Source organism: Chitinophaga arvensicola, from assembly GCF_900110835.1.
Lineage (GTDB): Bacteria > Bacteroidota > Bacteroidia > Chitinophagales > Chitinophagaceae > Chitinophaga > Chitinophaga arvensicola.
The window spans coordinates 1,379,495-1,394,230 of sequence record NZ_FOJG01000002.1; the positions used below are offsets into that span (position 1 = coordinate 1,379,495).

10 protein-coding genes are annotated in these 14,736 nt (G+C 48.7%); 5 read left to right on the top strand and 5 right to left on the bottom strand.

Annotation, left to right across the window (positions count from 1 at the left end; genetic code table 11):
- Positions 1 to 26 precede the first annotated feature (26 nt).
- Positions 27 to 779 carry a hypothetical protein gene (locus BMW79_RS22925; RefSeq protein ID WP_089898455.1) on the top strand — a complete coding sequence of 251 codons (753 nt, stop codon included), beginning with the start codon at positions 27 to 29 and terminating at the stop codon, positions 777 to 779.
- A 3-nt stretch (positions 780 to 782) separates the two neighbouring features.
- Here BMW79_RS22925 and BMW79_RS22930 read toward each other — a convergent pair whose 3' ends face one another.
- The gene (locus BMW79_RS22930; RefSeq protein ID WP_089898457.1) at positions 783 to 1,514 is read right to left on the bottom strand and encodes a DUF481 domain-containing protein; all 732 of its coding nucleotides are present in this window, start codon (positions 1,512 to 1,514) and stop codon (positions 783 to 785) included.
- A 156-nt stretch (positions 1,515 to 1,670) separates the two neighbouring features.
- Between BMW79_RS22930 and BMW79_RS22935 the strand changes: the two genes are divergently transcribed.
- On the top strand, positions 1,671 to 2,513 hold the full coding sequence (locus tag BMW79_RS22935; RefSeq protein ID WP_089898459.1) for a sugar phosphate isomerase/epimerase family protein: 843 nt from the start codon (positions 1,671 to 1,673) through the stop codon (positions 2,511 to 2,513).
- On the opposite strand, the gene BMW79_RS22940 is transcribed toward BMW79_RS22935, so the two are convergent.
- Complete coding sequence (locus tag BMW79_RS22940) at positions 2,514 to 3,509, bottom strand: helix-turn-helix transcriptional regulator (RefSeq protein ID WP_089898461.1); 996 nt, start codon at positions 3,507 to 3,509, stop codon at positions 2,514 to 2,516.
- Between the two features lie 99 nt (positions 3,510 to 3,608).
- Here BMW79_RS22940 and BMW79_RS22945 point away from each other — a divergent pair, with 99 nt between their 5' ends.
- The 3 genes from BMW79_RS22945 to BMW79_RS22955 are packed head-to-tail and all read left to right on the top strand — an operon-like array spanning position 3,609 to position 7,533.
- On the top strand, positions 3,609 to 5,390 hold the full coding sequence (locus BMW79_RS22945; RefSeq protein ID WP_089898463.1) for an ABC transporter ATP-binding protein: 1,782 nt from the start codon (positions 3,609 to 3,611) through the stop codon (positions 5,388 to 5,390).
- Entirely contained in the window at positions 5,387 to 7,138 is a 1,752-nt protein-coding gene (locus BMW79_RS22950; RefSeq protein ID WP_089898465.1) for an ABC transporter ATP-binding protein, read from the top strand. Before BMW79_RS22945 ends, BMW79_RS22950 begins: the two co-directional genes overlap by 4 nt.
- A gap of 41 nt (positions 7,139 to 7,179) precedes the next feature.
- Complete coding sequence (locus BMW79_RS22955; RefSeq protein ID WP_089898467.1) at positions 7,180 to 7,533, top strand: hypothetical protein; 354 nt, start codon at positions 7,180 to 7,182, stop codon at positions 7,531 to 7,533.
- A gap of 54 nt (positions 7,534 to 7,587) precedes the next feature.
- Here the strand turns inward: BMW79_RS22955 and BMW79_RS22960 are convergent, their stop codons facing one another.
- From BMW79_RS22960 to BMW79_RS22970, 3 genes are all read right to left on the bottom strand, one after another.
- Positions 7,588 to 9,978, bottom strand: coding sequence for a TonB-dependent receptor (locus tag BMW79_RS22960; protein WP_089898469.1), 2,391 nt, complete (start codon positions 9,976 to 9,978; stop codon positions 7,588 to 7,590).
- 286 nt (positions 9,979 to 10,264) lie between these two features.
- Positions 10,265 to 11,386, bottom strand: a complete 1,122-nt coding sequence (locus BMW79_RS22965; protein ID WP_089898471.1) for an efflux RND transporter periplasmic adaptor subunit — start codon at positions 11,384 to 11,386, stop codon at positions 10,265 to 10,267.
- A gap of 29 nt (positions 11,387 to 11,415) precedes the next feature.
- Complete coding sequence (locus BMW79_RS22970) at positions 11,416 to 14,694, bottom strand: efflux RND transporter permease subunit (RefSeq protein WP_089898472.1); 3,279 nt, start codon at positions 14,692 to 14,694, stop codon at positions 11,416 to 11,418.
- Between the last annotated feature and the right edge of the window lie 42 nt (positions 14,695 to 14,736).

The following is a 14,736-nucleotide window of genomic DNA, read 5'->3' on the forward strand; positions in this document are numbered from 1 at the left end:
CCTATCTTAGAAGTAGTTGAAATGTTATGGGACATCGCACTTACCTGATCGCTACGAACAAGGAACGTTCGGAAGTTTTATTTGAGGCAAACAACCTGCTGCCTTTCTTCTGGCTCACCCTTCTCCGGCTGCCTGACCTGGAGCAGGCCGAACCTGCCATGAGAAAGGCTTATCAATGGCTGCTGGAAGAGCAGGCTGCAGAGAATGCGGTGATCCGTGTTCCCAAAACGGCGGCCATCGCCAACGGGCTGGCTACCTGTTTTTTCATGGAAGATAATTTTCCCGACAAGCTGGCATTTTACCGCGACTTTATACAATACCTGGACAAGCATACCCGGGAAGATGATTCGCTGGAGCTGGATGTGTTGTCGCTGGCTGGTTTTGAGGGCATTGATACTTTTATCGGGCACCTGAAAAGCAGCTTGTTGGCCATAGAAATGTATGAAGCAGAAAAAGTGAGCGGGTACTTTAATGAAAATGAAATTACGGCGCTGGTTGGATTCGGCGACTTCCCCGGCGACCGTGCCGATCAATATACCAACGCATTTAACCCACGGCGTAAACCGCCTGCACAGCCGCCTGCGGCCAATATAACGGTAGGAAAGGCTTCGTTACCTGCCGCCATCGGCGTTATTATTGCCGGAGCGGCGCTGCTATATGTACCGTATAAGGGTTTTCTAAAAGAAGGTATTACGCTGGCCGTGATCTTTTGTGCCCTCGCAGCCGTCACCGTATTGTTTATGGGTTGCCGCAAACTCGTGGCCGCCATCCGGAAATAACAGCTAAAAGAATTTCTCGACCGTTAGCCCGTAGTTCATCAGCAGGTTTTCCCTGTCTGTCCGGTTCAGCTTATTGTAGGTCATAGCCGCAGTAACGCTCAACCAGGAACGGAGTTTCACTGACAAACTGTTATTACATTTTATAATATAGTCGTTACCGTGAGAGAGGGAATTTTGCACAAAGTTGGAACCTTCCAGTACAATAATATCTTTGATCACCCATTTATAATACACCCGTAGTGAGTTACGGAAGGTATGATATACATCGGGAATGGTATCATGCAACATGAGATCGCTGTTTTCAAACAGCAGTCCGTCACTCACATTGAGCGTGGCATTACTGCGCTTGATAAAATCATAGGCCGCTCCTCCCCCGCCCTGGAAGCGGTTATTGATCTTTAAAGAGTAGCTCTTGTCATAATTGGCCAGTCCCCAGAAATACACTTTCTTTTCTCCCCGGTAAATATTAAAATCCATGGCGGTAGATACGTCGTTGTTCGTCATGCTATGATCCTGCTTCCCATACACGTAGCTGGCGCCCATATTCAGTGTCATTCTTTTTTTGCTGATCTTAAAACCCAGGTTATTGTTCAACAGGAAAGAGTTGCCATCATTGGTTCTGTTAACCGATCCGGTGGAGGCATACTTCACATAGTAATGTACCGAATCGCTGAACTGCGCACGGGAAACAAAGGCATACAATAATATCATCCCTAGTAAAACTATTCTCTTCATGATCAATTGATTAGATGCGATTCACGGGCGCCGCAATTAACGTGCCTGACCTTTTTGGAGGAATAATCGCGAAATAATAATTTTTTTTTGAGATATTAGCCCGTTGTACTGCCGTTGTTGCGGTCACCTTTGCTAAAACCACGTAAATAGCCACATATGTCATCAAGAAGAAATTTTCTGCTGCAAACTGCGCTGGGCGTAGCAGCTACTACCATGGGCCCGTTGACCGCCGCTGCTGCTGTAAGTGGCAGTCCGGCAAAAAAAGCACTGCTTCCCGTCGGGATGGCAGGTTACACTTTTGCCAAGTTTGACCTGGACCAGGCCATTGCCATGATGAGCCGGGTGAATATTAAGAACATCTCCGTAAAAGATATCCATCTCCCGCTCAACAGCACCCCTGAAAAAATAAAGGAAGTATTGGGTAAGTTCGCTGCTGCCGGTATTAACGTGTATGCGGTAGGCGTTATTTATATGAAAACAAAACAGGCGGTAGACGAAGCATTTGATTATGCCAAACGTGTAGGCGTGCCGTTGATTGTAGGCGTACCTAACCCGGAGTTGCTGGACTATACGGAAGAAAAGATTAAAGCGTATAATATCCGCCTGGCGGTGCATAATCATGGTCCGGAAGACAAATTGTATCCTGGTCCTAAAAATGCGTACGACCTGATCAAAAACAGGGATGAGCGACTGGGCTTATGCCTGGATATCGGTCATAGTGCCCGTGCGGGGGAAGAGCCATCCAAAGCAGTACTGGCTTACAAAAACAGGATCTTCGACCTGCATATCAAAGATATTTCCGAGGCGGCTAAAGATGGCAAAGCCATTGAACTCGGCAGAGGCGCCATTGATTTTAAAAAGCTGGTACAGGCGCTCCAAAAGATCAATTATGCCGGTGTATGCAGCCTGGAATTTGAAAAAGATATGAGTGATCCTTTACCCGGTATTGCGGAATCAGCCGGATTTTTCAGAGGCGTGATCAGTACGGTAAACAGCTGATTATGAGAATGGGTGCAGCTTTCCGGGGGTAATACTGAATTTCTTCCGGAAAGCGGTACTAAAATGTTGTACAGAGGAGTAGCCTGTACGATCTGCTACTTCCTTGATGGGAATTCCTGCCTTTAATAATTCCCTTGCCTGCTCCAGGCGTACTTCCGAGAGATATCCAAACACGGTGTTGTTAAACAACTCCTTAAATCCGTTTTTCAGCTTAAAAGTATTGGTACCTGCAATGGCGGCCAGTTCTGCCAGTGTTGGCGGCGCGGTGATATGCTGCTGCAGGTATTCCCGCGCATACATGATACAATCTTTATCGTACGCGGAAGTCAATATTTTTTTAGGCGAGGCAGATTTTTCAAAGTCCACAGCCTGCAACGTGAGCAGTTCTATACATTTGGCTTGCAGGAACAACAGTTTCAGGCCACCGGCAAACCTGCAATCCATGATTTCGCGGATGCATTGATGCATGGCGAAAGTGATTTCGCTCCCTTCTGCTCCTGCATGCGCTTCTTTTTTACTATCTACTTTCTCTGCAAAGTTGTACAATACAGGATTGGTGTCCCGCGCGAGTTCCAGGAAATATTTACGGGAGAAATGTACCTCGAAGAACTCATATCTTTCCCGGTCCATGTAACAGGCTTTACCATCGAATGCGGGTACATACATGATATTATGGCGGTTGGCATCAAACACATAACGCTGCCCCGTAGCTTCATTGTGTACATACCCGTTGCCTTTCAGGGAAAAATGCAGTTCCACCATATCGGGCAAATCTTCTGCCCGCATATGAAAATTGGGATGTTGCAGTGCCATATCACCGAAGACGATATAAATATCCGGCAGGATAATCTGCGTGAGTTCAAGATCGCCGAAAGAAAAGCTGAACTTCTCTTTGCGTTCCTTTACCAGTAAAGGTTTGAAATCCTGTTTACCCAGGTTCACAGGGCCGCTCAGGTCGTGCCAGGAACCCTCTTTATCCGAGATCATCATGCCCATATCAAATAATTTATCCCGTTGTTATAAAAATCTATCCCGCTGGTGTAAAAACCGCCCGGCTCATAAGCCTCACCTTTGAGGATAAAGTTAAATATTTCAATGAAAGCAACACAAAAAACAAAGTCGGGTGTAGCCCGCTTACTGGAAATAGCCGGCAGCCGGAAGCGTCTGTTGTGGCTATCAGCGGCACTGACGGTAGCCCACGTGCTGCTGTCTGTTGTGCCCTATGTACTGATCTATGCGATACTGAAAGCCTTGCTGACGCCACCCGCAGATATGATACAGATTCATACCTATATCCGGCAGGCGGTATACGCCGTGCTGGCGGCCTATGCGCTGCTATACGCCGCTGGTATGGCATCTCACGTGGCGGCCTTTAATATCCTGTATGAATTACGTACACAAATGGCGGAAAAACTGGGCCGGCTTCCGCTGGGATTTATTAACCAGTATAATTCCGGTGCGCTGAAAAAGATCCTGGCAGATGATATAGAGCGGATAGAGAATTTTATTGCGCATAGCATTCCGGATTTTGTAAAAGGGATGACATTGCCGCTGATTACGCTGATCTATCTCTTTACGGTAGATTGGCGCCTGGCGCTGGCCAGCTGCCTGCCTATTGCCGGGCTGGCCGTATTTATCCCGTTGATGTTTAACAAAAAGCGGGGCGCTGTACTCACTAATTTTCACCGCTCCCTGGAAAGTATGAATGCAGGCATCGTGGAATTTGTGCGGGCCATGCCAGTGATCAAGATCTTCGGGCATACCGCCGACAGCTTTGACAAATACAGCGGTGCAGTAAACCGTTTCCAGGACATGGTGCTGGTATTTATCCGTGGCTCCGCTCCTGCCTTTGGCATCTTCATCAGCTTTATCAGCAATGCGAGCCTGCCGGTGCTGGCAGTAGGTTTTTACCTGTATTTCCAGCAGGGACTCAGTACTCCGGTACTGCTGCTATTTCTCATACTGGGTGTGGGCTACATCCGTCCGTTGTTTGCGCTGAGTAATCTGGGCTCGCAACTTTCGGTGATCAACCACGGTGTGAAACGGCTCGATGAAATTCTTTTCAGCCAGGAGCAGGAAACACCAGGCAATCAAACCCTGAACAATGACTACAGCATAGAATTCGACCATGTATCTTTTGGTTATAATCCGCAAACCGATGTATTGCGGCACGTGAGTTTTACCGTGCCCCCCGGTAGTGTGACTGCACTGGTAGGTCCCTCCGGATCGGGAAAATCGACCGCTGCGCAACTGGTGGCGCGGTTCTGGGAGGTGGAGCGTGGATATATCGGTATCGGCGGACAAAACATCCGGGAGGTAAAGCCGGCCGAACTGATGGCGCATATTTCCTTTGTATTCCAGGACAGTTTTATGTTTCAGCAGAGCATTCTTGAAAACATAAGGATGGGGATGGATAAAACTATGGTGCAGATAGTAGCGGCAGCAGAAGCTGCGCAATGCCATGATTTTATTATGCAACTGCCGCAGGGTTACGATACCGTGTGGGGCAAAGATGGCATTCATCTCAGCGGCGGAGAGCAGCAACGCATACAGCTGGCCAGGGCTATTTTAAAAGACGCCCCCATCCTCATCCTGGATGAAGCAACGGCATTCAGCGATCCGGAAAATGAATACCTGATCCAGCAGGCGGTGAACAAACTGATTTCCCGGAAAACCGTTATCATCATTGCCCACCGGCTGAGTACCATTACGCAATGCAACCAGATTGTGGTGATGGATAAAGGCATGGTGGCCGGTATTGGCCGGCATGAAACCCTGCTGACGGAATGCCCGCTGTATTACAAAATGTGGCAGGCCCACACCCGTGCGCAATCGGCGGTGCTTAATAACAAACCTCTTAATACCTATGCAATATGATCAGGCATCTCCTATATATTTTTAAAACAGCTCCGGCGCTTGTCAGGAAGAGCATAGCGCTGGAATTACTGCATCACCTGCTAATTGCAGTACCTACTGGCTTTCTGTTGCTTATTATCCAGGAATTGTTTTCCGGTGCAGCTTCACCACAGCGTTTATTCACTTACGTTATTATCATGGTAGTGGAGTTCATCGTGCAGTTATGGGTAGCCGCCAGCACGATGGTGGTATCTAACGTGATGACCTATACGTTATCTACGCGGTTGCGCATACAACTGGGCATGCACCTGCAACGCCTGTCGATGGGCACTTTCCGGCAACGCGACCCCGGCGACCTGGCAGCCGTGGTATTGCAGGATGTCGCCAATTTTGAGATGATTTTTGGTCATACCATCGGTAATATGGCCGGCGCCGTGTTTGCCACCGGTATTATCAGCATCTTCCTGTTTATCATCAACTGGCAGCTGGCACTGGTATTATTGGCCGCCCTGCCTTTGTGCTGGATCATGGTCAGGATTTCTAACTACCTGATTGTACAGCAGGGAAAGAAACATGTACAGGCCAGGAATGACACCGGGGCGCGGTTCCTGGAATATGTACAGGGCATCCGGCATATCAAATCTTTCGGGATGACGGGTAGTCGTTTCAGCAACCTGAAACAGGCATTGAATGATTTCAGAAAAGCCAGTATCCGGACCGAAGCCATACCAGGCCCTTTTGTACTTACAGGTGGCGTGATCCTGGAATTATTCTTCCTGGGTATGGTAGCATTGGCCGTAACCTGGCTTACACAAGGTCGCATTAACGCTGCTACGCTCATCACGTTCCTGATTGTGGGTTACCGGCTGTATGAGCCGATCAAAATTCTGCTGGTAGATTATGTGATCCTGCGCTATATGAATATCAGCCTGGAGCGTGTGATTTCCTTACTGAAAACACCGGAACAAAGTGCGGGGCAAAAGCGGGTACCTTCCCGGTACGACATCTCATTCGAAAACGTCAGCTTTAGCTATCATAACGGTAGCCCGGTACTGGAAAACATTTCCTTTCATGTGCCGGAGCGGAGTATGCTGGCGTTAGTAGGGCCTTCCGGTTCCGGTAAAACCACCGTTACTTCACTGATTGCCCGTTTCTGGGATGTCAGCGCGGGAGCAGTAAAAATTGGTGGTACAGATGTTCGCGACATGGCGCCATCAGATGTATATGCGCTGATCAGTGAAGTATTCCAGGAGGTGTATCTTTTTGACGACAGCATCTATCACAACATCCGTTTCGGCCGGATGGACGCCACAGAAGCGGAAATACTGGAAGCGGCAGCAGCGGCACAGGTACTGGACTTTGCGATGGAATTGCCGGAAGGCATTCACAGCACCGTGGGGGAAGGAGGCAATAAACTTTCCGGGGGACAAAAACAGCGGATCAGTATTGCGAGGGCGCTGCTGAAAAATGCACCGGTGGTATTGCTGGATGAAGCCACCGCGTCACTGGACCCGGAAAACGAAATCTATATCCAGGCAGCCATTCAGGAACTGGTGAAAGGGAAAACGGTGATCGTGATTGCCCATAAACTGAAAACCATTCAACAGGCAGATCAGATCCTGGTACTCAACAAAGGAAAGCTGCAGGAACAGGGACTGCATGATAATTTGCTGAAAAGTGGCGGTTTATACGCCCGTTTATGGGACATTCAACAGGCGGCCAACAGCTGGAAGATGGCGCCAACAGAAATGAACGGAATCATTGCTTAAGCGGAAATTTGATATTAGCTTAGCCGGCAAATATCCCTTGCATGAAATTTAAACTTATCAGAAAATTCCTGGAATACGTTTACAATAACTATGTGGGCAACTTTTTAGGATTTGTTATAGGAATGGCTTCCACGCGGCTGGTATCGCATTTCTTTACCACCCGCAGTATCCGCAACCTGTGGGGATTGACCGCGCACAAAACGGTGGTAGACAAACATACCTATAACACCATGGAATGGACCATCTCCATTGTGATCGGGTTCATTGTTTTTGAACTGGTATCGAAGTGGCTGAAGAAAAAACTGAATGAGATCCTGCCGAAATACAAGTTTACACAATGGATGGTGGAACCGGAGCCTACACCGGCGCCTAATAACAACACTACTACGGCATAAAACAAAAACGGCGGTATCAAAAAATGATACCGCCGCTTTTTTTATTCTATGGCTTTAGAATTTAAAGGTTACGTTTCCGGAAAAACGTCTTGGCATTTGCGGTTCAACAGTGCTCCAGCCTTTGTAGTATTCCTTGTTGGTAAGGTTATCCAGTTTGAAGGCAATATTGAATTTGTTCGTGTTGTAAAACAGGGAACCGTTCAATACGGTGTAAGATGGTAAAGAGAATACACCGGTAGTGAGCCTGTTGAGGATCATGCTTTCGCTGGCATAGTTGCCACCAAAACCAACACCGAAGCCTTTCACCGCACCGTTCTGGAATTTGTAGGTAACCCAGAGATTTCCGAGGTTTCTTGGTCCTGCTTCTTCCGGGCGACGGCCTTCATAGTCTTTATCCAGTGTAGAAACATACTTACTGTCGTTGTAGCTGTAACCTGCAACAATGTTTAAACCTGCTACCGGATTGGCTACGATTTCTCCTTCAATACCACGGCTGGTTCTTTCACCACCCTGGATGTAGTCGTTGACACCACGCTGCATTACAATATTCTTCACTTTGATATCGTAGTAGCTCAATGAACCGGTGATCATGCCACCCAGCAGGTTCACTTTGGCGCCAGCTTCCATCTGGTTGGCCTGTTCCGGTTTGAAGCTCTGGAAACTGCCGTCCTGTAATTGTCTTGGTGCGCTGTTGTTAAACCCGTTCATGTAGTTCGCGAAAACAGACAGCGTATTCAGGATTGGCTGGTATACGATACCAAATTTAGGCGACAAAGCAGTTTGCTCATATTTATCCGCCGATGTAGCAGTGAGGCCACCATTTTTGAAGTGGTCCACGCGCAAACTGGCCATTACTGACAGGCTGGGTAAAATGTTGAACACATCTGATACGTATGCGCTGTACGTTTCCTGTGTAAGATTAGAGGTATAGATAGGCTGATTGGCCAGTACGGAATCTGCATGGGCTCTGGACAGGTTACCGGTTTCAAGGCCGGCCATATTGATCTGTCCGAAGGTGGTGTAACCGGAGTTGCTTCCCTGTGTATTGCGGTTGAAATAATCCAGTCCTGCTACGATCCTGTTGCGGAACTGACCGATCTTGAAATCGCCGGTGAAGTTCTGCTGGATGTCGGTAGTATAAGTAGCGCCGTTCTGGTAGCTGATCCATCTCTGGAAAGCAGGAGAGCCATCCAGTAAATCGGGCATCTGATCCAGGTAAGTATAGTATCCCTGTGATTTGGAAGACCCTCTTGACACAACGGTCTGTGAAGTCCAGGTATCTGATAATTTATAGATGGCCTGCGCCTGGATGCTGCTGGTAGGCGTTTTTATAGACAGGTAATTACTGGTATAGGAGCGTTTGTTATCATAACCTAATTCTGCCAGGTTCTTTTGCGCCAGTGGCTTGCTCCTGTCCAGGAACAACATGGTAGGGTTCGTACCTTCTGACGACAGGAATTCTGTATTCAGCATCAGGGTAAGGCGGTCGCTGGCCTTGTAGGTCAGGGATGGCGCGATATAACGCTTCTTTGTGAAGCCTGCGTCCTGGAAGCTGTTTTCATCGTGATAGGCGCCAGTTACGCGCAGGAGTACTTTATTGTCTTTGTCGAGCGGTGTGTTGATATCAGCGGTAAGCCGGTTGAGGCCATAGCTGCCACCGGTATAACTGATTTCACCACCGAAGTGATCATACGGTTTCTTGGTGATGGTATTGATCAAACCACCATAAGAAACGAGGGAGCTACCGAACAGTGTACCGGAAGGGCCTTTTACCACTTCAATGCGTTCGATGTTGGCTACATCCAGGCCGCCATTGGTTAAACCGGGAAGGCCATTCACCAGGGTAGGCTGTACAGCGAAACCACGCAGGGAGTAGTAACCGGTTCCATCGCCGTCACGGCCGGTGGAAGACCACAGCTTGCTGATACCGGGAGTATTGTTCAACGCATCTTCATAGCGGGTTACTACCTGGTCTTTGATCAGCTCACTGGAGATAACGCTGTATACCTGTGGGTTCTCAATATTTTTCAGCGGGAGCTTTGCCACGTAATCGCTGCTTCTCTTGGTGTATTTATTACGGGAGGCGGTAACTTCTACCTCGTTCAAATTCTTTTCAGAGATATTTAGCTGAAGATCTACCGTGCTGGTTTTATCTTTTTCTACGGTTACCTGCTGACTGGTGGTTTCGTAGCCTGTCAGGGATACCTGGATGGTATAGGTACCGGGATTGATGTTACGGAGTAAGTAAGTACCGTTATCGTCTGTCAGTATCGATTTTTTGGTTCCTTTCAGAATAACGACCACGCCAGGCGCCGGTTTATTATCAGAAGTAGTGATCAGTCCTTTGATACTTCCGCCGTTGTCTATTTCTTCGGCGAATGCGGTGTTGGTCAGGATTGCTACCAGTAGCAATAAACACCATCCTGTTTTTTTCAAAAATGCCATTATCATTGATTGTTCCATTGTCAGATTCCTTTTTGCAGGCGCAAAGTTCGGTGCGGGAGATATGCAGTAGCTGACGAAGGCGGAAAACCATTTACGCAATGCGGAAAAAATTATCAAGCAAAGACATAGTAAAAACAGAGAGACAAATAAATAATAATACTTGATAATCAGTTACTTAAAAACACATACTTGACAAGTTTATTTAAACAACAGCCTGTTTTTCCCGAAAACAAAAAGGACCATCCTCCTTCCGGAAGACGGCCCTTTTGCTTCATCTACTATTTACCTATTTTACGCTAACATTGGGAACGGGGCTATTATCTCTCACTTCTTCGCTGGCAGTTTTGCAGAGTACATCACCAGGGGCGAGGTCTCCGAAAACTTCTGTTTTTCCGTTTTCACTACGACCGGTTGTTACCGGCACCCACTTCGTTTTCTTATCTGCTATTTTTATCACGTATACGCCTGCGGTGGAGTTGAGTACTGCAGAAGAAGGCACCAGGAAATTGCTGGCGTTGCCATTCAGTGGGATGGCTACTTCTGCCACCATACCAGGCAACAGTGACTTGTCGTTGTTAGCCACATCGATTTCGATGTGCTGGGAACGGAGCTTACGGTCCAGCGCACCGGCGAGGCGGATGACTTTTCCTTTAAACTGCTTATCGGCCAGCGAACGTACGGTGAAGCTCACTTCGCTCTGGTTGCCCAGGTAGCTGGTATATGCTTCCGGCACACTTACTACCAGCCTCAGTTTCTTTTGTTCCTGTAAAGTGAAGATGGGTAACTCAGAACCTTTACCGGACGGGCCGACATAGGCGCCGGCGCTTACGTTACGGGCGGTGATCACGCCGCTGAATGGTGCGCGTATTTCCAGGTAGTTGCGGTTGTCTCCTACTTCGCGATGCGCTGCTTTGGCAGCATCCAGCTGGGCCAGGTCAGAATTCTGACGGGCCAGCGCCAGGTCCAGGTCGTTTTGTGAAACAGTACCGGGTGTTTTGCTGGTTTCGAGCAAACGGTTATAGGTGGCTTTGCTGGACAGATAGATGGCCTCCTGCGACTTCAACCTCGATTCTGCACCGGATAACTGTGAATTGATCTCAGGTGCCTCCATAGTAGCCAGGATCTGGCCGGTGCTCACTTCACTGCCTACGTCCACATTCATCTTTTTAATAAAGCTGCTTACTTTGGCATACAGGTCTACCTGCTGGAAGGCGATGAGCTCTCCGGGGATAGTGATAGAAGAAGATAAACTGCCCTTTTCCAGGGAGAATGCTTCCATGGCGGGAGCTGCTGCCGGTGCGGATGTTTCTTTTCCCTCTTTGGCGCCGGAGGAGCTGCAACTGTACAGTCCTGCGGTGATCACCATTGCTGACAATAAAGGAAATGTTATACGGAAACCGCTGTTCATAAAGTATATTTTAAAAGAATTAGTAATGGTTATGCTTTTTCGTCTGAGGGGATGTAATGAATGCTTTCTTCATCTCTCGGATGCAGTGACACGCTTTGTGTACCCGCTTTTCCTTGTCCCCATGCAAACGCCAAAGGTAAGATAAACAATGCCGCGAAGGTAGAGGCTACGAGTCCGCCTACCACTGCACGACCCAACGGAGACGACTGGTCGCCGGCTTCGCCGAGGCCGCTGGCCATCGGGATCATACCTACCACCATGGCCAATGCCGTCATCAGGATCGGACGCATACGCAGTGCGGCCGCTTCGGAGGCCGATACCAGCGCATTGCCGTTGTGCTTACGCAGCTGTTCCGCATTGGTAATGAGTAATACCGCGTTGGAAATAGACACCCCTACCGACATGATCATACCCATATAGGATTGCAGGTTCAGGGTAGAACCGCAGAGCATGAGCAATGCCAGGGAGCCTAACAACACCGCAGGCACCGTAGCCAGTACTACCGCCGATACCTTGAACGACTGGAAGTTGGCCGCCAGCATCAGGAAGATCACCACAATGGCTACGATCAACCCACCCTGTAAGCTGTCCAGCGTTTCGGTGAGGGTGCTGCTTAGCCCGATCAGTTCCACGTTCAGACCACGGGGCAGTTTACCCAGTGCTTTGATGGCTTTGTTTACTTCGTCGGAGGCAGCGCCGAGATCCACCTTATTCAGGTTAGCCGTTACCGTTAGTGTGGGCATGGCGCCGAGGTTATCCGCTTCCCCGTAGGTAGTATCGGTTTCCAGGGTAGCCACGTCACTCAGTATGGGGCGGGAAGTGTTCTTCAGTAAAGGAATCTCCCCTATCTGTTCTTTACTCGCCATTTTATTTTCCGGGATCTGTACCTGTACGCTGTAGCTGTAACCTGCTTTTTCATCCACCCACACGTTCTTTTCCGTTAAGCGGGAAGAAGAGGTAGAGGCAATGAGGGAGCGGGAAACATCGTTCATATCCACACCCAGTTGTGCGGCACGGATACGGTCTACGTTAATATTGATCGCCGGGTATTTGATGGATTGTCCGATCTGTACGTCGCGGAGGTTGGGGATCTTTTTCAGTTCATCCACCATTTTCTGCGCATACAGTTCATTCTGTTTTTTATCACGACCGGAGAACCGCACCTCTACCGGTGTAGGAGAACCCTGGCTCAGGATCTTGTCCGTGAGTTCAATGGGCTCAAAGGAAAGCTTCATCTGCGGATCGATTTTCTGTGCCCGGTCGCGGATCTTATCTTTCAGTTCATCCAGGTTTACTTTATAATGTTCGCTGAGGGTTACCTGCAACACCGATTCATGTGGTCCTGCCATCCAGAGGAAAATAGGACTGATGGAAAACAGTTGCGGGTGCATGCCCACGTAAGCGGAGGTAATTTCCACGTTCTCTTTTCCTACGATACCGGTGATACCATCGATCAGTTTCAGGGTTTGTGCTTCCGTGCGTTCAATACGGGTACCATCGGGAATACGCATTCTGAGCTGGAACTGGCTGCCGTTTACCTTTGGTAATACGTCGCGGCCAATGGTGCCCAGCATAACAGCTACTATAGCGCATACCACTACCAGGTAGCCAATTACAATCGGTTTGCGGTAAGGCATCATGCGATCGATAAAGCGCAGGTAGCGGGCGCGTAGTTTTTCGAAACGGCTGATTTTTCCATCGCGGTTACTGTCGGCCCTTTCCACGAGTACCTTTTTCTGTTCCCAGGTATCGTGTTCACCGGAACCGGAGAGACCTGCAGCCGCAAATTCTTCTGCATCAGACATGTTACTGCCGTCTGCTTTCTTATGATGCTTGCCTTTCATGATCCAGTTGGACATCACCGGCACAAAAGTTTGTGCGAGGAAATAAGAGATGATCATACTGAAACCAATGGCCAGGGCCAGCGGCAGGAACAGGGAACCGGGAATACCGCCCATAGTAAACGCCGGTGCAAATACCGCCAGGATACAGAAGAGGATCAGCAATTTTGGAAACGCAATTTCCTGACAGGCATCCCAGATCGCGAGCGCTTTGGGTTTGCCCATATCCAGGTGCTGGTGGATATTTTCAATGGTTACCGTACTCTCATCCACCAGGATACCAATGGCCAGCGCAAGTCCGCTGAGGGTCATGATATTGATGGTTTGCCCGAAGAGGTTCAGGAATAGTACGGCAGATATAATAGAGGTTGGAATCGTCAGGATCACGATCAGTGCGCCGCGCGGATCTCCGAGGAACAACAGTACCATGAGACCGGTGAGGATAGCGCCGATGATACCTTCCGTGAGCAAGCTTTTTACGGAGTTGATCACGTAGGTGGACTGGTCAAATTCATAGCTCAGCTTCACATCTTCCGGTAGCTGGGCCTGCATTTTAGGCAATGATTTTTTCAGGTTCTGTACCACTTCCCAGGTAGATGCATCCGCACTTTTGGCAATGCTGAGGTAAACAGAGCGGCGACCGTTTACCAGGGCATAACCCGACGTAATATCAGCGCCGTCTTCTACGGTTGCCACATCACGCAGATACAGATTTTGTACATCTCCCTTAAACAAAGGAATATTTTCAAAATCCTTGATAGTACGGATGGTGGTATTGGCAGGCGTGATGTAGTTATTATCACCGATACGCACGTTACCGGAAGGAGCGGTCTGGTTGTTGAGGCGCATGGCTTCCACCAGCTGATCGGGTGTCAGGTTATGCTGACGGAGTAATACCGGATCGGCTTTGATCACCACGGTGCGCACGTTACCACCAAAGGGCGGAGAAGCCACCAGACCGGGAATAGTGGTAAAAGAAGAACGTACATATACGTTGGCCATATCCAGCAGTTCGTTGTTGCTGCGCTTATCACTGCTCAGTACCAGCTGGCCTACCGGTAACGTAGAGGCGTCGAAACGTATGATAAACGGCGGATTGGAACCAGGTGGAAAGGCCGCCTGGATCCTGTTGGAAAACGCGCTCACCTCTGCTGCAGCCTGGGCCATGTTGGTACCCGGGTAGAAGTTGATCTTCATCAGCGTGAGGCCCTGGATGTTTTTGGTTTCGATGCTTTTGATACCGTTTACAAACAGGAATATATTGATGTATTGTTTGGCAAAGAAGGCTTCCATCTGCACGGGCGTGTAACCGCCGAAGGGATGCGATACATAGAGAACGGGCATGTCCAGCTTCGGGAAGATATCGATCTTAATCGTGTTGACCGCTTTAATCCCGAAGAAGAACAGACCGGCCACCAGTACCAGGATGGTGATAGGTTTTTTTAATGCAAAACTGATTAAGTTCATGGTAATGAAGAATTGATAAATAAAGCCATCAAAGGCGTCCGT

What these genes read in the sequence shown, in the direction of transcription:
- BMW79_RS22925 (WP_089898455.1), top strand. Translation starts at nt 27, where the DNA reads ATGGGACATCGCACTTACCTGATCGCTACGAACAAGGAACGTTCGGAA.
- BMW79_RS22930 (WP_089898457.1), bottom strand. Translation starts at nt 1,514, where the DNA reads ATGAAGAGAATAGTTTTACTAGGGATGATATTATTGTATGCCTTTGTT.
- BMW79_RS22935 (WP_089898459.1), top strand. Translation starts at nt 1,671, where the DNA reads ATGTCATCAAGAAGAAATTTTCTGCTGCAAACTGCGCTGGGCGTAGCA.
- BMW79_RS22940 (WP_089898461.1), bottom strand. Translation starts at nt 3,509, where the DNA reads ATGGGCATGATGATCTCGGATAAAGAGGGTTCCTGGCACGACCTGAGC.
- BMW79_RS22945 (WP_089898463.1), top strand. Translation starts at nt 3,609, where the DNA reads ATGAAAGCAACACAAAAAACAAAGTCGGGTGTAGCCCGCTTACTGGAA.
- BMW79_RS22950 (WP_089898465.1), top strand. Translation starts at nt 5,387, where the DNA reads ATGATCAGGCATCTCCTATATATTTTTAAAACAGCTCCGGCGCTTGTC.
- BMW79_RS22955 (WP_089898467.1), top strand. Translation starts at nt 7,180, where the DNA reads ATGAAATTTAAACTTATCAGAAAATTCCTGGAATACGTTTACAATAAC.
- BMW79_RS22960 (WP_089898469.1), bottom strand. Translation starts at nt 9,978, where the DNA reads ATGGCATTTTTGAAAAAAACAGGATGGTGTTTATTGCTACTGGTAGCA.
- BMW79_RS22965 (WP_089898471.1), bottom strand. Translation starts at nt 11,386, where the DNA reads ATGAACAGCGGTTTCCGTATAACATTTCCTTTATTGTCAGCAATGGTG.
- BMW79_RS22970 (WP_089898472.1), bottom strand. Translation starts at nt 14,694, where the DNA reads ATGAACTTAATCAGTTTTGCATTAAAAAAACCTATCACCATCCTGGTA.